The 18,267-nt window shown below is 33.2% G+C and carries 19 protein-coding genes; 5 read left to right on the top strand and 14 right to left on the bottom strand.

Annotated elements, in window-relative coordinates; translation table 11 throughout:
* Positions 1 to 151: 151 nt before the first annotated feature.
* The 13 genes from H2O64_RS14875 to H2O64_RS14820 all read right to left on the bottom strand — a co-directional run bounded on the left by H2O64_RS14875 (position 152) and on the right by H2O64_RS14820 (position 10,275).
* A complete protein-coding gene (locus tag H2O64_RS14875) occupies positions 152 to 904 on the bottom strand; it encodes an HD domain-containing protein (protein WP_187563000.1) in 753 nt (250 codons plus the stop codon).
* Between the two features lie 46 nt (positions 905 to 950).
* Positions 951 to 1,277, bottom strand: a complete 327-nt coding sequence (locus H2O64_RS14870) for a cupin domain-containing protein (protein ID WP_187562999.1) — start codon at positions 1,275 to 1,277, stop codon at positions 951 to 953.
* A gap of 275 nt (positions 1,278 to 1,552) precedes the next feature.
* Entirely contained in the window at positions 1,553 to 1,921 is a 369-nt protein-coding gene (locus tag H2O64_RS14865) for a carboxymuconolactone decarboxylase family protein (protein ID WP_317173835.1), read from the bottom strand.
* 43 nt (positions 1,922 to 1,964) lie between these two features.
* On the bottom strand, positions 1,965 to 2,108 hold the full coding sequence (locus H2O64_RS23965; RefSeq protein WP_215907175.1) for a hypothetical protein: 144 nt from the start codon (positions 2,106 to 2,108) through the stop codon (positions 1,965 to 1,967).
* A 154-nt stretch (positions 2,109 to 2,262) separates the two neighbouring features.
* Positions 2,263 to 3,135 carry a helix-turn-helix transcriptional regulator gene (locus H2O64_RS14860; RefSeq protein WP_187562998.1) on the bottom strand — a complete coding sequence of 291 codons (873 nt, stop codon included), beginning with the start codon at positions 3,133 to 3,135 and terminating at the stop codon, positions 2,263 to 2,265.
* Positions 3,136 to 3,193: 58 nt separating this feature from the next.
* Complete coding sequence (locus H2O64_RS14855) at positions 3,194 to 3,925, bottom strand: DUF4386 domain-containing protein (protein WP_187562997.1); 732 nt, start codon at positions 3,923 to 3,925, stop codon at positions 3,194 to 3,196.
* Positions 3,926 to 4,242: 317 nt separating this feature from the next.
* The gene (locus H2O64_RS14850) at positions 4,243 to 5,016 is read right to left on the bottom strand and encodes an SDR family NAD(P)-dependent oxidoreductase (RefSeq protein WP_187562996.1); all 774 of its coding nucleotides are present in this window, start codon (positions 5,014 to 5,016) and stop codon (positions 4,243 to 4,245) included.
* 70 nt (positions 5,017 to 5,086) lie between these two features.
* Positions 5,087 to 5,386: a DUF1330 domain-containing protein gene (locus tag H2O64_RS14845; protein ID WP_187562995.1), complete on the bottom strand. Its 300-nt coding sequence runs from the start codon at positions 5,384 to 5,386 to the stop codon at positions 5,087 to 5,089.
* Positions 5,387 to 5,403: 17 nt separating this feature from the next.
* Positions 5,404 to 6,408 (bottom strand): SMP-30/gluconolactonase/LRE family protein, encoded by a 1,005-nt coding sequence (locus tag H2O64_RS14840; protein ID WP_187562994.1) that lies wholly within the window; start codon positions 6,406 to 6,408, stop codon positions 5,404 to 5,406.
* Between the two features lie 360 nt (positions 6,409 to 6,768).
* Positions 6,769 to 7,887, bottom strand: coding sequence for an alpha/beta hydrolase (locus H2O64_RS14835; protein WP_187562993.1), 1,119 nt, complete (start codon positions 7,885 to 7,887; stop codon positions 6,769 to 6,771).
* A 77-nt stretch (positions 7,888 to 7,964) separates the two neighbouring features.
* Positions 7,965 to 8,171, bottom strand: a complete 207-nt coding sequence (locus H2O64_RS14830) for a helix-turn-helix transcriptional regulator (protein ID WP_187562992.1) — start codon at positions 8,169 to 8,171, stop codon at positions 7,965 to 7,967.
* Between the two features lie 12 nt (positions 8,172 to 8,183).
* Entirely contained in the window at positions 8,184 to 8,645 is a 462-nt protein-coding gene (locus H2O64_RS14825) for a hypothetical protein (RefSeq protein ID WP_187562991.1), read from the bottom strand.
* 172 nt (positions 8,646 to 8,817) lie between these two features.
* Positions 8,818 to 10,275 carry a hypothetical protein gene (locus H2O64_RS14820; protein WP_187562990.1) on the bottom strand — a complete coding sequence of 486 codons (1,458 nt, stop codon included), beginning with the start codon at positions 10,273 to 10,275 and terminating at the stop codon, positions 8,818 to 8,820.
* Between the two features lie 363 nt (positions 10,276 to 10,638).
* Here H2O64_RS14820 and H2O64_RS24220 point away from each other — a divergent pair, with 363 nt between their 5' ends.
* A complete protein-coding gene (locus H2O64_RS24220; protein ID WP_262890646.1) occupies positions 10,639 to 10,764 on the top strand; it encodes a hypothetical protein in 126 nt (41 codons plus the stop codon).
* A 128-nt stretch (positions 10,765 to 10,892) separates the two neighbouring features.
* Here the strand turns inward: H2O64_RS24220 and H2O64_RS14815 are convergent, their stop codons facing one another.
* The gene (locus H2O64_RS14815; RefSeq protein ID WP_187562989.1) at positions 10,893 to 11,912 is read right to left on the bottom strand and encodes a LacI family DNA-binding transcriptional regulator; all 1,020 of its coding nucleotides are present in this window, start codon (positions 11,910 to 11,912) and stop codon (positions 10,893 to 10,895) included.
* A 158-nt stretch (positions 11,913 to 12,070) separates the two neighbouring features.
* On the opposite strand from H2O64_RS14815, the gene H2O64_RS14810 reads away from it, so the two are divergent.
* From H2O64_RS14810 to H2O64_RS14795, 4 genes are all read left to right on the top strand, one after another.
* A complete protein-coding gene (locus tag H2O64_RS14810; RefSeq protein WP_187562988.1) occupies positions 12,071 to 14,686 on the top strand; it encodes a TonB-dependent receptor in 2,616 nt (871 codons plus the stop codon).
* A gap of 134 nt (positions 14,687 to 14,820) precedes the next feature.
* Positions 14,821 to 16,125 (top strand): MFS transporter, encoded by a 1,305-nt coding sequence (locus tag H2O64_RS14805; RefSeq protein WP_187562987.1) that lies wholly within the window; start codon positions 14,821 to 14,823, stop codon positions 16,123 to 16,125.
* The gene (locus H2O64_RS14800) at positions 16,122 to 17,297 is read left to right on the top strand and encodes a glycoside hydrolase 100 family protein (protein ID WP_187562986.1); all 1,176 of its coding nucleotides are present in this window, start codon (positions 16,122 to 16,124) and stop codon (positions 17,295 to 17,297) included. Before H2O64_RS14805 ends, H2O64_RS14800 begins: the two co-directional genes overlap by 4 nt.
* Entirely contained in the window at positions 17,297 to 18,235 is a 939-nt protein-coding gene (locus H2O64_RS14795) for a carbohydrate kinase family protein (protein ID WP_187563139.1), read from the top strand. Before H2O64_RS14800 ends, H2O64_RS14795 begins: the two co-directional genes overlap by 1 nt.
* Positions 18,236 to 18,267: the final 32 nt, after the last annotated feature.

The following is an 18,267-nucleotide window of genomic DNA, read 5'->3' as shown; positions in this document are numbered from 1 at the left end:
TATTATTATCACGTTAGATGATCATTGTCTTATGACAATGGTTTTTATTTTTTAAATACTTAAGTTGTATATAGTTAATGATTATATCCTTTTCAGTTTGACATAAACCTCTCAAAATGAGATATACCTTAGTCGTAATTTATATAAAGTATTACAGCACATTTTCACTAAATCTATTCTCTTTTAACATTCCTCCAAAACCATTTTTATAAAGAAATGTAATTCTCGATTTGGGCCTAATTTTGCATTGTTTTTTTAACATTTCATGAATATCTAAATTAAAGCTCAGCCTCGGGTATTTTTCCAAAATTTGATTTACTGTTTTCTCAGATAATTCGTGCTTATAAAGACCTATAGTATCTGTTGCAGATGCTTTATTAAGTAAATAAGCTTCTCCAATTGGTTTTGGAATGTTTAGGTTCAAATGAAAGGCGATTGAATCTTGTACAATTGCAATTTTCTGTTCGTTCAACCCATTCTTACTTAGAAAAAATCCAGCTTCTTTCGCTCCTTCAATCGCAAAACAATCAATATCATCGTGCAGGCAGCAGTGGGAATCCTCTAATCCTAAATCGTGCAGAAGTGCTGAAAGAGCATACAATTCTCTATCGTATTTTATTTTTTCTGCATTTCCAAAAATATCTCCGAATGCAAAGGACCTCAAACAATGATTTTTTAAAGGTTCCTTATGAACATCGTTAATATATTCAAGCGTCTGCTGAACTAATGAACTGTCAGGTAATCTCAAATGGTCAACATCAAAGTCAATTTTTAAATCTGATTTCCTTCCCTTGATTTTCATTGCTATTGCTTTCAAGGATAAATTTAATTTATTGAGGGTATTCAAATTTCCTTTGGTTCTAATTCCCCAAGCGTAACTCCCCAGAATGTTATTATTTTCCATACTATTTTTTCAATTAGTTCTTTATTAAAATTTGCTGAACATTTTCTTATAGTAGATAGTCTTGTCTAATTGGTGAAAACACATCAACAACTTCTCCAGCCTCAATTATTTCTATTGAATGTTTAATATCTGCTGGAATAGAATAGGTATCTCCTTCCTTTAAGTCATATTCTTTTCCACCAAATTTCAATTTATATTTTCCTGAAATGACATAACCGCTTTGTTCGTTAGGATGTTTGTGAAAAGGAACAAAATCAGTCAATTTATATAACATTTTAGTAACCATAGTGTCCTTTCCTATAGAGAGCACTACAAAGTCAACCCCTGAAAATCGTCTTCTTGTTGCATTTTCTTTTTTTACTATATTTTTCATTCGTAAAACTTATTTTTTTAAAGTTTACTTTTTACCAAGTCTTTTATTTTACAATCCGCTCCATTGTGATTTTTCTACCATTATAATCGTTATGCGTTGTTGAGCATAGTTTTTTCCTTTAGCGTGCTCCAGTTATTTCAATTTCTAATTTCATTTCTGGCATTACTAATTGATTAATTCCAATCATAATTTGTTGTTTTATTATATGATTTTGTAATAGAATTATGCACAAAGTCTCGACTATGGTTAGTGCGGGACTAAATTAAATCTATTCCTTATTTTGACCACCTTCTTCCTTCAAAAGCAGGGTCAACTTCTGGGTGTGTTAAATGGTTTGAATAGTTACTCATCGTCTTAACACCAATCGCCGCTATTATATCTAAAACATGAGATTCATCATATCCCGCTGATAAAAAATCATCTATTTCTTTTTGGGTAGCATGACCTCGGTTTTCTGTAAGCAATCGACTTAGTATTGAAAGTTCATTAAGTCTATAAACAGGGATCGTTCCTCCAATTCGAATTAAATGTGTAATCTCTTTTGGAACTTTAGACATAGCATCTGCAACAAAACTGTGGGCTGCCATACAATACTCACAATTATTTTGATAGGCAATTGATAGAAATACAACTTCTTGCTCAATAGGAGAAAATCCTGAGTTGGATCTAAAGCTATCATAAGCATAATTATATATATATATCTAATAAAGCAGGGCTGTGTGCCATGTTATTATACATATTAGGAACAAAACCAAGTGATTTTTTGGCCTTATCTAATATTTTCTTAGCAACCACAGAATCTACTGCATTCCCTAATTTTAATTTACTCATTCTGTTCGTTTTTTGTTAATTTCTAATATCTAGATCTTTTTAAGATTTATATATTTAATAAAGTCCAATTAATTTATGATAAAAACCAACTAACATTTATTATGAGTCAGTTAAAGTTTTAAACACATTTTCTTCCGAAAAAAGGCAAAAGCAATCAAGTGAATTTTTCTTGGTACTTCTTTGGTGTTATATTAAAATGAGATTTAAACACTCTAATGAAATGAGACAGGTTTTCATACCCTACTTCCAATGCAATTTCACCCACATTATGATCAGAAGTTTGAAGCAAAAATTCTGCTTTTTCTAAACGTTTTCCTTTTAACCATTTTGCGGGAGTCAAATCAAAAGTTTTTTCAAAATTTCTTTTAAAAGAAGAGAGACTCATTCCGTTTAAATAAGCAAAATCTTCTATTCTTAAGTTTCTTGTATAATTTTGAAACATAAATTCACGCAGATTATAGCTGTTCTTTTTATTTAAATTTACTAGAAATTTTTTGAAGAAGTGCTGTCTATCATTCAGTATAAAATTCAATAATAACTCCTCAAACTTCACTTTAAACAGCGGTTCATTTAAGACATTCCTATTTTCAAAATAAGGTAATAAAGAATTTATATATGCGCTTAAATTTGGAGTGTTTTCAAATTTAAAATAATTGGGTAAATCTTCATTAGAACTTGGATGTAGGAAATATTTACCATTCTTGTTGAAAAAATTAAGAAGTAGATTATCATCTACAAAAAATAAAATACTTTTATAATTATTACTTTCCAGAACTTTCTCGGTCGTTAAAAACAATCCTTTTTTCAGAAAAATAGCTTCATTTCTATATAGTATCGTATCATCCGAAAGAGAGTGAAAGTATTTTTTTCCTTCAATTCCAAAAGCTATCAAATGCTGTGTTAGGTTAATTCTTGATCTTTCGGTTTCGTTTTGTCTATTAAGTAAAACAACAGTATTACCGCCCATTTTATGTACAACATCTTTATTAAGATTCGATTCAGAAAAATATTTTGGAATTGTTATCATCACTTTTATTTTGTTATCCTCGAAAAACCTGCTTTATAAAAATCGAGCAGTACAATTTTTAAAATTTTATATTCGCCTTTACGCCAACAATTAAAAGCCAAAGACACATACCAATTTCTCCTATTGCAGCCGGAATGATAAGTATTCTTGTATTGAAGTACTCATAATAGTTTGAGAACATAACACCTCCAACAACATCAATCATATATGTAATACAACCCAGCATTAAGGCAACACCCAAAAATTTTGGAAGAAAGCCAGACTTAAATACTAAATAACCAAAAGGAAATAACCAAAGTCCCCAAAACGTTTGACATAGAAAAAAACCATTTGTTAGTCTTTCAAAAAATGTTATCGCCTTTAAATTTGCACCTGTCTGTCCGGTAATATCCAAAGAACTATAATCGGTTACTATCCCAATCAATTCTATCTGATCAATTAAAAGTGTAAAGGAAATAGGTACACTGATTAATGCAAATAGAACCATTACAATAGCATATTGCTTATTGATGTGGTTTAATAACCTATAGAGTGTTAAGGGCAACATAATAAAACTTATATGGACAAAAATACCCGCTATAACCCCAAATCTATACAACATTTCATTATTTAACAAGTTGCTCATAGTTGCCTCTGCATCTCCCCAAACTACAATTTGAGATGGTAAGTATTCCATATAAAAAACACTTAAAATCACATTAATTAAATAATAAAAGCCTGCTAGCCTCGCTAATTTTTTTTGTTTCATATCACTATTTTTATTCATATTACTATTTTCAATTTTAAACATATTTTTAAGAATTAACATTAGGCAAGTCACCATCAATTTGCACCTAAGAATTCTAAATTTGCAATAATTCAATTACACCTAAACCTATATTAATTTTACTCAGCTAAGAGCAGAAATATTATATTAGCGCACTGAAATAGTGTGTTTTAACACACAATAAAACTACTGTTCAAAAGTAAAAAAGTCAGATTTATTAGTTTATAGATATTAGTTCAAATAATGTTCTATTTAGTTCATTTTTTTCAACCTTAACCTTTTACCTCACGCCATCAGAAAGAAGTTATATTAGATGAAATAGTGATTTATATATACGTTAATCAATTAGTTGTCAGTCCGCCATCAATACTCATTATCGAACCAGTTACCCATTTAGCTTGATTAGAAGCCAAAAACACGGCTATTCCACCTAAATCATCCGGCTCTCCTACATGTCCAATAGGATAGATTGTTTTTACTGATTCCTCAAATTTTATCCTTTCCTCTTTTTTCATTTTTCTCATGGCTGCATTAAAAAGAGGCGTTTTTACGCTTCCCGGAGCAATTGCATTAACTCGTACTCCTTTTGGACCTAATTCACAGGCTAAAGACTTAGTAAATGCATCTATGGCGCCTTTAGTCAATGAATAAGCTGTACTGTATCTTCCTGGTATCATTCTATGAGAAAAGTAGGATGATATATTAATAATATTTCCTTTTGTATTAACTAGAGACGGAAGTAACTGTTGAGTTAATACATAGGGAGATTGTACATTCAATTCAATAATTTTAGCTAAATCCTGTGGCTTAATATTTTCTACTTTATCAAATAAAGTCATGGCTGCATTGTTCACCAAAACATCTACTTCCTCAAAAATTAAATGTATTTCCTTAACTAGATTTGGTATTTCTGAAAGGTTTGATAAGTCATAACAAATAGGATAGATATTTTGACCACTAACAGACAATTTTTCCTTGGCATTTTGAAGCTTATCTTTATTTCTTGAAATGATAATAACATCTGCACCATTCTTTACAAATGCCATTGCTATAGCAAATCCGATTCCTTCACTTCCTCCAGTTATTACCGCTTTAATTCCTTTTAATAATTCCATGACATCAATTAAAAAATGTGTAGCAATCCTTTTCAAAAAGATGACTACACATTAACATATTATTTCTTATTTATTCCTTTCCTATAAAAACTTCTAATTCAGTAAAAGCCTTAGCTCTCAATGGAAGTAATTCTTTATATGCTTCTGATTCAAAAACATCCAAAATAGCTTTCTTGCTTGGAAATTCCATAATCGCAACTACTTGAAGTTTTTTATCACCAACAATATTTTGCGCTACCTTATATTTTGAAATAGGTTTTGCTCCAACATTTTTAAATAAGGGTCCAGAACGCTCAGAGTATAAAGCAAATGCTTCTTTTTCATTTGGGTCTAACACCGCATTAACAATCATTATTGATTTTTCTAACATAATATTCTTGTTTTGAGTTACTTTTTTTTTTGGAATTCAACTTTTGTAATTTCAAATTCTTGAGCTACTGGTTTTACACCTCCAAAAAGCATTGGAAGTTTAGCATACACTACAAATACATCATTATCTGCTTTAGTTAAAGTTGTGGGAAACGTGTCACCTGTTTCAAAAACTCCAATAGTATTAGCAGATTGCCAATTATTAGTGCTCTTTACTTTATAAACCGCACTTGGGTATTTTGCTCCAGTAAGATTGTTACACGCCACTGCAATAGTATTATCATCTAAAAGTAATACGCCATCAATGGTAGGAAATGGTTTGTTACCCAGATTAATTTCTGTAAAATTAGAAGGCTTTTTTAATGGAATTTTAAATAATCTTCCGCCATTGTATAATGCAACGATTAAAAACCCGTCAGGATGATAAGCTAACCCATTAAGTCCAAACGTTCCAGCGGGAGAAGCCAACCTTTTATCATTTATTAATATAGTAGCTTTACCTCTTTTAGTAACTTTATAGATAATTGAAGAGAAACTATCCGTAATGTAAAAATTGCCCTTGTTATCAACTACCACATCATTTGCCATATGACCACCTAGTGGTGCAATAGCCGCTAAGTCAATATATTTTTCTCGTTTTCCCGTTTTAAGATTATAAAAAACGATTGCTGCTAGTTTTCCTTTTGTAGCTTCAGTACTTTTTATACTAGCACCTGGATCACTATTACAGACAATTAAACGATTTCTTTTGACATCAATTTCAAGCCCAATGGTTGAAACTAAATCTTCATCATCTGCAAAAACAGTTACTTTACCTTTTTTGGATACCTTAACAATTTTACCTTGACTAACAGATGTTGTGAAGAAACTTTCTGTTGTAGCATCATAAACGAGACCTTCAGGGTATAAACCAGGACTTTTAACTAATACTTCTTTTGGTAATTGAGCAAAGACATTCGTTGACAATAAACCAATAATTGAATAAAGAAGAACCATTCTTCCCGCATTTTTCACGATTTTCATAACATTAAAATTTGTATTATCTATATAATTTGTATGGCACAAAAATACCCGCAAACACACAACGCTGCTATTTCATTAAGTTCAAAAAACATTCTGAAAAGTCTAATTGGAAGATATTGAGATTTAATTTCTCATTGTTAGGATAATAGTTGGAAATTAAGTGTTTAATGGAAGGTTGTATAAAAAGAATACACTACATGTTGCAATGATAAAACGGAGCTCTAAACTATATTTTTGCAGCTTTTTAGTCGAATTGCTTCGGTAATAAAGTTGTCAATACTAAAACCTGTAATAAAGAAACTATTACAGGTTTGCGAATACTATAACTATAATACAAGTTATCCAGAACTGATTATATTATTATAATTGCTTAATATTATCAAGAAATATTTTTAGACTTCCCCAGTATTCTTCTGCTCCCAATTGATTTTGCCATAAAGAACGAGAACCGTGAAAACCTAATGCCTTAGGAACAAAGTGAACTTGATTACTCTCTTGCTCAATTGTTTTCATAATATCAATCAATACTTTACTTTCACTTTTAGATGAAGTTATGAAATACGGTTTTACGATTTTCGAAATAACTTCACTAATCATTGGTCTTTCGTCTTTAAAAAAATCACTCGGACTAAAAGCTATTACTGCATTTACATTTGGATTATTTGCTAAAAATAAAGCGAGAATTGATGAGTAAGAACTTCCCCATAAAGTGACTTTTTTGTTATATAGTTTGTTGAGGTAATTTATAGCAGCTTCTATATCTTGTTCAGCTTCTAAAAAATCAGTGTCAAAATTCTTTTTGACTGCAAGATTATGAGTTTCATTATTATGATTTGCAAAAAAACCGCCAGATCTTTGATCAATTGCCAAACAATTAAAACCTAACTTATTCAACTTTGGTGCTATATCTGCATACTCAAATTTATTAAACGAGCCTTGATGGCAAAGTAATATTACAAGAAGTTCAGGATCAACCTCAAATAAGTTACCATAAATCGTTAAACCATCTTTAGCTATAATTGTTACAGGTTTAAAAGGAAATTTTTCGGCTAGAACTCCTAGGCTTGGTTTTGGCACACTGCGCCCATTCTCCATTTCTCTCTCAAGGACTTTTTCAATTAATTCGATTCTAGTGATTTTTCCTGCTGTATCAAAATAAAGTTTTGATTCTGTTCCTCTAGAACCTTCAAAATAGTATTTTACTAGCGCATATTTTTCCTTCATTTTAATAGTTTGAAGTGAATTGAGTTTAGGGAAGTTTTCAAAAACTTTAGATAGTAAAAATTGTGTCTTATTAGCTGGTAAAGGCGGAAATTTTAAGTCATCACTTAAAAACTTAAGCAAACCACCGACTTTCTTTGCATGAAATGCTTGCTCAATTGCCGTAATTTGATCGCTATAATCAAACTCTTGGGCAATAGATTTATTAAATGAAAATAATAAAAATGTAACATATAAAATGAATGAATAGTTTTTCATTAGAATAGTTTTTGATAATTAATTGCTTTTATATGAAATACAGAATGATTGCTCCATGTTTGTAACAACCAATTAATTTAGTCCGTTAACATGAAGATGTCTTCAACAGGAACTTTAAAATGACGTGCAATTCTCAAAGCAATAACAGTAGAAGGAATAAATTTCCCAACTTCTATTGTACTAATCGTTTTTCTTGATACACCTATTAACTCAGCTAAATCACTTTGACTTAACCTATGCTCTGCTCTCAGCACACGGATGCGGTTCTCTAATAATGGATTCATAACTTAAAAGTTTTATATATTAGATTCCTTTTCCCACAATCGGAAATAATAAAAGAAGCTTACACTAAATACAGCAAGCATACAGAACAATGTTAAATCGATATAAAATCGTACTGGAAAGAGATTGTCGTTACCATCTTTTATATTCGTAACAAACAGAAGCAATAAAAAAGTTAAAACCCATGAAGTTCTACATGCTTGATCAAATTTCTCATTAACGAAACTTCCCATAGAAAGTAGTTGATATTGTTTCCCTTTTGGAACATACTTAATCCTCCAAAAAATTAAAACTACCAAAACTATTAAAAACAATACGAATACAACATTCCCAATTATTGGTAAATAACTTCTAAACTCCTCACTTAATAAATGATAGCTTGATTTGACTAAAAAAACTAATGACAATAGAAACATAGATACAAAAAGAAGAATTCTATGGTTATCTATTTGGTTAGCTCCTGATACTTTTTTCATATTTATCTAAATTTAATTGAAACTTTTGTTTATCAAAAAGAAACCTTAAGCTATCTTTTTGATACCTTTAGGTTACAAATATATCAAAAAAAAATGATTTCCAGTATTATTTAAAAAAATAAGAGCGAACAAAAGATAAATTTGCTCGCTCTTATGATTTCATACTTTTGTTTTATTCAGAAACCCAAATTGGAGTATAGGTTGATCTATATTCTTCCCACATACTTTTCGTAAAAGGAGTTGTTCTCTGTGAAGTGTAAGTTCCATTGGTTAGTTCCCACCAACGATCCATATAATCAAATAAAGGTTGATGATTCCAAGTAGGAGTTTGCTCCATTATATGTGCTGCTAATACAAAACCACTGTTTGCGACTCCATTAATATGTCTATAGGTTGCATCCCAATTAAGCGCATCGCGTGTAGGCTGTGTAGCATGTCTAATTCCCCATTCAGGCAAATCTAAGTTTAACTGTGAATATGGCTGAGGGTTATTAATTCGTGAATCAGGGTTCCATGAATTGCTATTGGTAATATCTATTTCTGCTTGCGATATATAAAAGGTTTGTGCATCTTCTTGAAATACTGTTGACCAATTTCCAACATTTTTCATGTGGTCATCTTCAAGTATTATTCCAGCAAAAAGGATAGGCCATTTTCTTCCCATATGAAATCCTCCATTCGGTGGCCAACTTCCTCCATTGTCTGCAATTCCTGCAAAATCAATACCCAATTGTATGAATTCATATAATAATACATCTTTAGACGGACTTCCTGGTAAAGATGAAAAGTCAAGGTTTAAAATTAAGGCAGCATCACCTATTTCCTTTGCAAGATCTCGTCCATAATGCCTCATGTTTTCACTAGGATGTAAGTAAGCTCCAAATGATTGATAAACATGATCTAACCACACTCGTTGAAATTGCCTTTCAATTTGTACTACATCAGGAATACTTGTAATATTTGAAGGACTTAAGTTCTTCAACAAAGACATTTTGATCTTATTCTTATTATACTTAATTGATTTATCAGAACCACAATATGGAGGTCTAAAACTTCCTTCAGGAGGAGCTTCACTCAAGCACGTTAGTATAGCTGCAGTTCTTAAAACAGGTCTTGGTGTATTGGTACCTCTATTAAATCTTGGAGTACCAGTTTCTTTATCTGTTTCAGAATTATAAAGCCAACTCACTGAAGTAACCAAAGATTCATTTACTCCTAAAAGCAAGACATTATCTCTGGAAATAATTTGATCATTTGGGTAATTCACATTTAGAACTGAATTATATGAATTTAATGTTCCATCATATCCTTGATTGCTATTTGTACCAGGGTTAATCATAGATCCATCTTGCTTTTTAGATGGAGTAAACCCTTCGTTATGATAGGTATTACTGATGTTTATAATTTTAACTGGACCTACAACCCAATAGTCTCCATTAGCGAATTGTCCATATTGTTGTTCACTAGCAAAACTCCAAGTAATACCATGCTGCTCAATTGAGTAACCGTATACTTCTGTAGGTAGTACTTTAGCTAACCTGGTTTGATTTTCAGGTATAAAGTTTTCCTTCTCACAAGAGGTAAGCGCAATACCTATAATGAAAATGACAAATAGATTTATTTTTTCCATAAGAAAAGTTTGATTTGAAATTAGTAATTACTTTGTGATTAACTCAATTTAGAGTAAATCTTACAGCAAAAGTATTTAAGAGTAAATCTTATGGATACTTAAAAAAGATCAAATATTGTGTATAAAGGTCCAATTCCACTTCTCATGTTCTCTTTCCATCGTTTTATCAAACTATTTTATAGTCTGGAGCAGATGTATATAAGATTCAATTTATCAATAATAACTTCGTATTGATATACAAACGATCAACTCCAAATCCTCTTCCAAAAAGTTCGAAATTTTCCTCTCCGACTCCACAAATTTCACAAAGCTTATGTAGTTTAAAATTCTAATACGTAGTGTTTTTAGCATTTCTTAACCATCTTGTTTTCATTATTAACATTAAAAGTCAACAAATTACACGTTTCTGACATGAATCCTGAGCTGCTTAGAGGCGGCTTACGTAGAAGCGATTGGACAGATTTATCAGAATGTTGTGTACAAGAATAATTCAAAACGAACTAAGGTTCAGCTAGGGTCGGAAGAAATTCTGACCTATTTTTTTAGTCAAAATTTAACTCAAGAAGCTACACGTATTAAATCATTCTTTAGCACATACAAATAGTAGCTCAGTAGTATTATTTGGTAGAATTTCGTTTCACTAAAACCGTCTCCAATTCAATGATTTTAGGGATCACCTCTTTTTTATTTTTCTTAGCTTTCATCTCCTTATACAATTGCTTAAAAGCCTTTTTTCCCATCTCAAACCCAGGTTGATTTATGGTGGTTAATGAGGGTGTAATTGCAGAAGACATAAACCAATTGCTAAAACCTACGATAGAAATATCTTCAGGAATTTTAACGCCTTGCCTATTAAACTCCGTAATAGCACCGATAGCTACCAAATCTGTATTTACAAAAATGCCATCAACATCCGTATGTTCGTCCATTATTTTCTTAGCAAACATTTCTCCAACTTCAAAAGTCATATCTTCAAATAGATACACCAAAGAAGGATCGTATACCATATTATTGTCTAACAATGCTTTTTTATACCCCAAAAATCGATCAATGGCGTTTTGAGGTAACAATGGACCTCTAAAATGTGCAATGCGCTTGCACCCTGTATCAATCAAATGCTGCGTTGCGGTATAAGCAGCTTTTCGATCGTCAATAATTACTTTAGAACATTTGACAATCTTCGCTATCTTATCAAACATCACCAAAGGTTTTCCTTGTTCTATCACTTCTACCAAATGCTTAAAATCGGCAGTTCCGTTGGCTAGTGAAATTAAAATGCCATCTACACGCTTACTCAATAACAAGTCTAGCTGTTTCTTTTCTAGCTCATACGATTCATTCGATTGTAGAATAATAACCAAATAGCCTTTTTTCTCTGCCTGACTGATGATTCCTTTAATCACACTCGAAAAAAAGTGATGTACGATTTCGGGAATAATCAATCCGATGGTTTTAGATTCTTCGGTTCGCAAGTTGACAGCAAAAGCATTTGGCTTATAATTTAAAGTCTTGGCGAGTTCTTTAACTAAGGCGCGCGTTTTTTTACTAACATCGGGATACCCTTTTAAAGCTTTTGAAACGGTAGTAATAGAAATACCTAAGGTTTCTGCAATATCTTTTAAAGTGACTGGTTTCATGGAAACTAAAGTAGTTTTTTTATTTAAAGAACCCACAAAATACAAAATCGAAAACGTTTTCGGTAAAATCGAAAACGTTTTCGTTGCGAAAAATGTAATATAGCATGTGAATAAATATAATTTAGTAGAAAATTAATCCAAAAACTATTAATAATACAATGAAAAACTATACTAACTTAAAGAAGCTTTGTTCAGTGTTGCTCTTTCTTGTGGCAACAATGTCCTTTGCTCAGACCAAAATTTCAGGTACTGTAAATGACCAAAAAGGAATTCCTATTCCGGGAGTAAATGTCGTTTTAGACGGAACTACAAAAGGAGCTGTCACGGATTTTGATGGGAAATTTTCTATCACTAATGTAGAAGACGGAACGTATACGCTAAAAGCATCTTCTATTGGATATACAACTTTTAATAAGGCAGTAACTGTAAGTGGTACAGATGTTACACTCACTATTACCTTAGCCGAAGACGCAGAATCTTTAGATCAAGTAATTATAACGGGAGTTGTAAATCCTAGATCAAAAATTGAATCGAGTATCTCTGTAACGAGCATGCGACCAGCAACCATTAAACAATCAGCACCAAGAACTACGGCGGAAATCTTTAGAACAATTCCAGGTATTCGTGCAGAATCATCTGGTGGAGAAGGAAACGCAAACATTGCAGTTCGTGGTGTACCAATTTCTTCTGGTGGATCTAAATATGTACAACTACAAGAAGATGGTCTGCCTGTATTATTATATGGTGATATCTCTTTTGGAACCGCAGATATTTTTACACGATTTGATTATAATGTAAAAAGAATAGAAGCAATCCGTGGAGGTTCAGCATCCACATTGACATCTAACGGACCTGGTGGAATTATCAATATCATTAGCAAAACAGGAAAAAATGAAGGTGGCGCTATCGGAACTACCTTTGGTTTAGATTATAACTCTTTCAGAACAGACTTTAGTTACGGTTCCCAAATAGGAGAAGGTTTATATTTCCACACAGGTGGATTTTACAGAGCTGGAGAAGGCGTTAGAGAAACTGGATTTACTGCTAATAATGGTGGACAGTTAAAACTAAGCCTAACAAAAGAATTTGAAAAAGGTTCCATACGTGTATATGCTAAATATCTAAATGATAGAGCAGCCGCGTATTTACCAATGCCAATACAAGTAACGGGAACAAACAGCAATCCAGATTGGGGCAATGCGCCAAACTTTGACGCAACAAGAGGTTCATTACACAGTGCAAACCTTACACAAACGGTGAGACTTGGTGCTGACGGACAAGTACAAAGAGGTGATGTTACCGAAGGAATGAATCCAATTTCTACCTCTATAGGTATGCAAGCAAATTTCGATTTAGGAAATAACTGGAAAGTAAGCAACAACGGACGTTTCTCTTCTAACAATGGTACATTTGTATCGCCATTTCCTTCACAAGTAGCTGATGCAAATACCATAGCAGATTCTTTCGGAACAGGTTCAACACTTGCTTTTACAGATGGTACTGCGGTTGGCGGAAACAGCTTAGTAGCAAGAATTCACATGTTTGATGTAGAATTGAACAACTTCAATAACTTCATGAACGATTTCAAACTCTCAAAATCATTTGACAACTTAGATGTTACGGTAGGATATTTCAAATCGTTTCAAAGTATCTCAATGTCATGGTTATGGAATTCATACTTACAAGAAGTAAATGACGACAATGCACGACTCATCAATGCATTTGATGCAACTGGTGGCGCACTCAGTGAAAATGGTTTATATGCGTATGGAACTCCTTTCTGGGGAAATCTACACAGAAACTATGATACAGACTACAACGTTTCTGCACCTTATGTAAACTTTACATTAGAAGCAACAGAAAACTTTACGATTGACGCAAGTTTACGTTATGACAAAGGACGTGTTTCAGGTTCGTTTACAGGCGGAACGCAAAGAGAGTTTGATGTAAACAATGACGGAGTGATTTCTGTTCCAGAACAAAACGTATTTGCAATAGACACTGCAAACCCTACAGCAGTAGATTACGATTATGACTATGTATCATACTCTTTAGGGTTAAACTACAAACTAAATGACACACAAGCTGTATTTGGTAGATACAGTAAAGGTGCTTCTGCAAAAGCAGACAGAATCTTATTCTCAGGATTAGATTACTTAGATGGCGATCGTATCAATGCCTTAGATTTTATCACACAAGCTGAATTTGGATACAAAAGAGGTTTTGAAAACGGAGCTATTTATGCAACAGCATTCTACGCAAAAACAGAAGAAGAAGGCGGATTTGAAGCATCGACAAACAGCATCATTGAAAACGATTACAAGTCGTTTGGTGTGGAAGTAGAAGGTTTCTACAAATTCAACGATTTCAGTGTACGTGGAGCAGTTACTTGGACAGATGCAGAAGTAGATTCTGGAGACAATGCAGGAAACACACCAAGAAGACAACCTGATTTTATCTATAACATCATTCCAACATATAACTTTGGAAAAGAAAAGCAAAACTCAGTTGGTTTAAGTTTCATTGGGCAAACAAAAGCGTATGCACAAGATTCTAACGAACTCATCATGCCAGGGTTTGTAATGGTAAATAGTTTCATTAACATTGGAATTACAAAATCATTAAACGCAAACATCGCGGCAAACAATTTATTTGATTCTTTAGGGATTACTGAATCAGAAGAAGGAAGCATTGTAGAAGGACAAACGAATATCGTAAGAGCAAGACCTTTACCTGGAAGATCTATATCTCTTACACTACAATACATGTTTTAATTATTTGAATCCATAAGTTTTTTAATTAGTGAAAAAGAGTTAATGTTAATTAATGTTAGCTCTTTTTTTTACTTAAAATAGTATCTTGAATCTCCGAGATATTTCCTGAAAAGGAATATTAAAAAAATAGCACAATGTTTAAAAAAGTTAAATTAAGTTTCTGGCAAATATTAAACATGAATGTTGGATTCTTCGGAATTCAATACAGTTTTGGTCTACAACAAAGTGCAGTAACACCCATTTATGATTTCTTAGGTGCAAGCCCAGATCAAATTCCAATATTACATCTTGCTGGTCCAGTAACAGGTTTGTTAGTACAACCTATTATTGGAGCAATAAGCGATAAAACATGGAGTCCCCGATTTGGAAGACGCAAACCTTTTTTCTTAATAGGTGCTATCTTATGTAGTTTAACCTTATTAGTATTTCCATACAGTAGTTCGTTATGGATGGCAGCTGGTTTACTATGGATTTTAGATGTGGGAAATAACACAGCAATGGAGCCTTACAGAGCATTGATTGCAGACAAATTAGATGACGAACAACAACCGCTTGGCTTTCAAATGCAAAGTTTCTTTACAGGTTTGGGGCAAGTATTAGCGAATTTATCACTATTCATTTTCCCTTTAATTTTTATAGGAACCACAGGTTCATTACCAACGTGGGTATACGCTTCTTTTTTCTTAGGTGCTTTTTGTTCCATAGCGTCTATATTATGGAGTGTTAGTAAAACCAAAGAAATTCCGCCTACCGACGAAGAATTAGCAAAACTAAGAAGCGAAAAAAGAAGTGTTTTAGGACCTTTAATAGAGATTTTTTCGGCAGTGAAAGACATGCCAAAAGTAATGTGGCAATTAGCATTAGTCTATCTATTTCAATGGTATGCGCTATTTTGCTATTGGCAAAACTCCTCCAAAAGTGTCGCACTTTCTGTTTGGAATGCAACACCTGACGATACAGAAGCATACAGTGAAGCTGTAAGTTGGACAGGTTTGGTAAACGGCTGGTACAATGTGGTTACGTTTTTAGTAGCGTTTGCCTTAGTCGGATTTGCCAAAAAATACAGTCCCAAAAAAGTACACGCGTTTTGTTTACTACTAGCAGCACTTGGCTTTTTAGCGTTTCCGCACATAGAAGATAAAAACCTATTACTCTTTGCCATTACTGGTTTTGGAATTGGTTGGGCAAGTATGATGGGAATTCCGTATCTGATGGTTGTTTCTGAAATTCCAAAAGAACGCTATGGTGTATATATGGGAATCATTAACATGATGATTGTCATCCCGATGATTCTTCAAACAGTATCATTTGGATATATCTTAAAAACCTTTTTAGGGAACGATCCGCGAAATGCAATCACGTTTGCAGGCGTATTATTACTCATAAGTTTAGTCTGTACACTAATGATTCAAACGAAAAAGAAAGTAGCGACTGCATGACGAATGAATCCTACATAAAAGCCATTGCATTATTGCGCAAAGCGAGTTCAGAAAAGGGTTTTTTAGCGAGTGCCGAAAACATCACGAACTACAAGCGCGTTTGGGCAAGAGACGGCGTTATTTGTGGACTTTCCGCCTTACTTGATGGAGATGAAACCTTAATCAATACGTTTAAAAACACAGTACAAACACTTGCGAAGCATCAACATGAATTAGGACACATTCCTTCTAATGTATATTTCAAAGAAAACAATGAAGTTGAGGTAAGTTTTGGTGGTTTGGCTGGCAGAGTAGATACCATTTCTTGGTTTATCATTGGTGTTTGCAACTATTGTTGGATGCTAAATGATGAAGAATTACTCGAAGAATTACTTCCAAATATTGAAAAAGGATTCAAACTGCTAGAAGCGTGGGAATTTAATAACAACGATTTAATATACGTTCCACGATCTGGAAATTGGGCAGACGAATACATCACGGAAGGTCACACGTTTTACGATCAGGTATTAAGATTGTGGGCATTGCGCTGTATGCAAAGGTTACGTCCATCTGAGAAGTTTCAAACAAAGATGGAACGCATCACAGAAAAATTAAACGGAAACTATAGAAAAACAAATTACGAAAAGCCTTTTCATCCAAAAGCATACAAAAGTTTACAAAAGCATTCGTATTGGATGGCTTCTGTAAATCCTTCGGGTTATCAGACGATGTTTGACGCGTTTGGAAATGCCATCGCGCAATTATTGAAACTGGGCGATCAAAGTTTTCAAGATGACTTGACAACATATACAGAAGATTTACGCAAAAGTTTGCCTTTACAATTAGTGCCTGCTTTCTGGAAACCCATCACAGAAGCTGATGACGATTGGAAATTATTAGTCAACAATTGCAAATACGAATTCAGAAACTTCCCGTATGAATTTCACAATGGCGGTACGTGGCAAATGGTGAATGGTTTTTACGGAATCAGTTTGGTTTCGCAACATAACATAGAAAGTGCACAAGCAGTTTTAGCAGAAATACAAAAGCTAAACGCGAAAGAAGACTATGGGTTTTATGAAAATTTCAATTCAAAAACTCAAAAAGCCATCGGAGTTCCAAGTTGTACCTGGAGTGCCGCAGGCGAAATATTAGTAGCACAATACATTAACGGAAAAAGACTTTTAGTTTGATCACAAATAGAGACATAGATATTCTTTGCGTAGGTGAAGCCTTAGTAGACTTCATCGGACATCAAGAAGGTGTGCTTATCAATAATACCAGAGATTATCACAGATACTTAGGCGGTTCGCCAACGAATGTAGCCATGAATACGGCGCGTTTAGGACTCAACACAACCTTAGTAGCAAGTATTGGTACTGACGGATTAGGAGCATATATTTTAGAAAGACTGAATGAAGTAGAGATCAACATTGATCACATCAAAAAAATTGAGACAAGTCCAACATCGATTATTTTTGTATCGCGATCGTTAGATACACCCGATTTCATTCCATACAGAAATGCAGACTTTCTCATTACAGAAACGCAACTACCTTCAAGCTTACTTAAAAAGACGACTATTTTTCACACAACGTGTTTCGCGTTAAGCAAAAACCCGGCACAAAAAACGATCATTTCAAAAGCAAAAGAAGCATTTCAACTCGGTTGTAAATTGAGTATTGACATCAACTATTCTGAAAAAATATGGCAGAATAAAGAAAATGCATTGCACATTATTAAAGAATATTGTAGCTACAATCCGTTAGTAAAAATTAGTGAGGACGATGTTGCGCGTTTGTTTGATGATACCTTAACGCATGAAGAAGTCTTTGAGTTCTTTCACAAACTTGGTGTAGATTTAGTGTGTTTAACTTTAGGGAAAAACGGCGTAAAACTATCGCAACGCAACAAAGAATTGATTCATAAACCCGCAATCAAAATTAACAAAGTCATGGATGCGACGGGCGCAGGCGATGCGTTTTGGTCAGGCTTCTTATTTGCGTATCTAAAAGAAAATACCATTGAAGATTGTTTACGAATCGCATTAAACTTAGCAGCGCTTAAACTACAAAACGTCGGAAGATTGCCGAACAACATTAATATCTTATCTGAACTCTTAAAAAAGTAAATCTCAACTACATTCAAAAAGGCTTTCTAATG

It is taken from the genome of Kordia aestuariivivens (genome assembly GCF_014397005.1).
In the GTDB taxonomy this organism is placed as follows: Bacteria; Bacteroidota; Bacteroidia; order Flavobacteriales; family Flavobacteriaceae; genus Kordia; species Kordia aestuariivivens.
This window is presented reverse-complemented; position numbering and strand designations above follow the sequence as displayed.

Excerpts from the sequence above, each read along its gene's own strand:
- H2O64_RS14830 (WP_187562992.1), bottom strand. The coding sequence starts at position 8,171 with ATGAATCCATTATTAGAGAACCGCATCCGTGTGCTGAGAGCAGAGCAT.
- H2O64_RS14860 (WP_187562998.1), bottom strand. The coding sequence starts at position 3,135 with ATGATAACAATTCCAAAATATTTTTCTGAATCGAATCTTAATAAAGAT.
- H2O64_RS14815 (WP_187562989.1), bottom strand. The coding sequence starts at position 11,912 with ATGAAACCAGTCACTTTAAAAGATATTGCAGAAACCTTAGGTATTTCT.
- H2O64_RS14820 (WP_187562990.1), bottom strand. The coding sequence starts at position 10,275 with ATGGAAAAAATAAATCTATTTGTCATTTTCATTATAGGTATTGCGCTT.
- H2O64_RS14800 (WP_187562986.1), top strand. The coding sequence starts at position 16,122 with ATGACGAATGAATCCTACATAAAAGCCATTGCATTATTGCGCAAAGCG.
- H2O64_RS14825 (WP_187562991.1), bottom strand. The coding sequence starts at position 8,645 with ATGAAAAAAGTATCAGGAGCTAACCAAATAGATAACCATAGAATTCTT.
- H2O64_RS14840 (WP_187562994.1), bottom strand. The coding sequence starts at position 6,408 with ATGAAAATCGTGAAAAATGCGGGAAGAATGGTTCTTCTTTATTCAATT.
- H2O64_RS14875 (WP_187563000.1), bottom strand. The coding sequence starts at position 904 with ATGGAAAATAATAACATTCTGGGGAGTTACGCTTGGGGAATTAGAACC.
- H2O64_RS14850 (WP_187562996.1), bottom strand. The coding sequence starts at position 5,016 with ATGGAATTATTAAAAGGAATTAAAGCGGTAATAACTGGAGGAAGTGAA.
- H2O64_RS14810 (WP_187562988.1), top strand. The coding sequence starts at position 12,071 with ATGAAAAACTATACTAACTTAAAGAAGCTTTGTTCAGTGTTGCTCTTT.
- H2O64_RS14855 (WP_187562997.1), bottom strand. The coding sequence starts at position 3,925 with ATGTTTAAAATTGAAAATAGTAATATGAATAAAAATAGTGATATGAAA.
- H2O64_RS14845 (WP_187562995.1), bottom strand. The coding sequence starts at position 5,386 with ATGTTAGAAAAATCAATAATGATTGTTAATGCGGTGTTAGACCCAAAT.
- H2O64_RS14805 (WP_187562987.1), top strand. The coding sequence starts at position 14,821 with ATGTTTAAAAAAGTTAAATTAAGTTTCTGGCAAATATTAAACATGAAT.
- H2O64_RS14870 (WP_187562999.1), bottom strand. The coding sequence starts at position 1,277 with ATGAAAAATATAGTAAAAAAAGAAAATGCAACAAGAAGACGATTTTCA.
- H2O64_RS14835 (WP_187562993.1), bottom strand. The coding sequence starts at position 7,887 with ATGAAAAACTATTCATTCATTTTATATGTTACATTTTTATTATTTTCA.
- H2O64_RS23965 (WP_215907175.1), bottom strand. The coding sequence starts at position 2,108 with ATGAGTAAATTAAAATTAGGGAATGCAGTAGATTCTGTGGTTGCTAAG.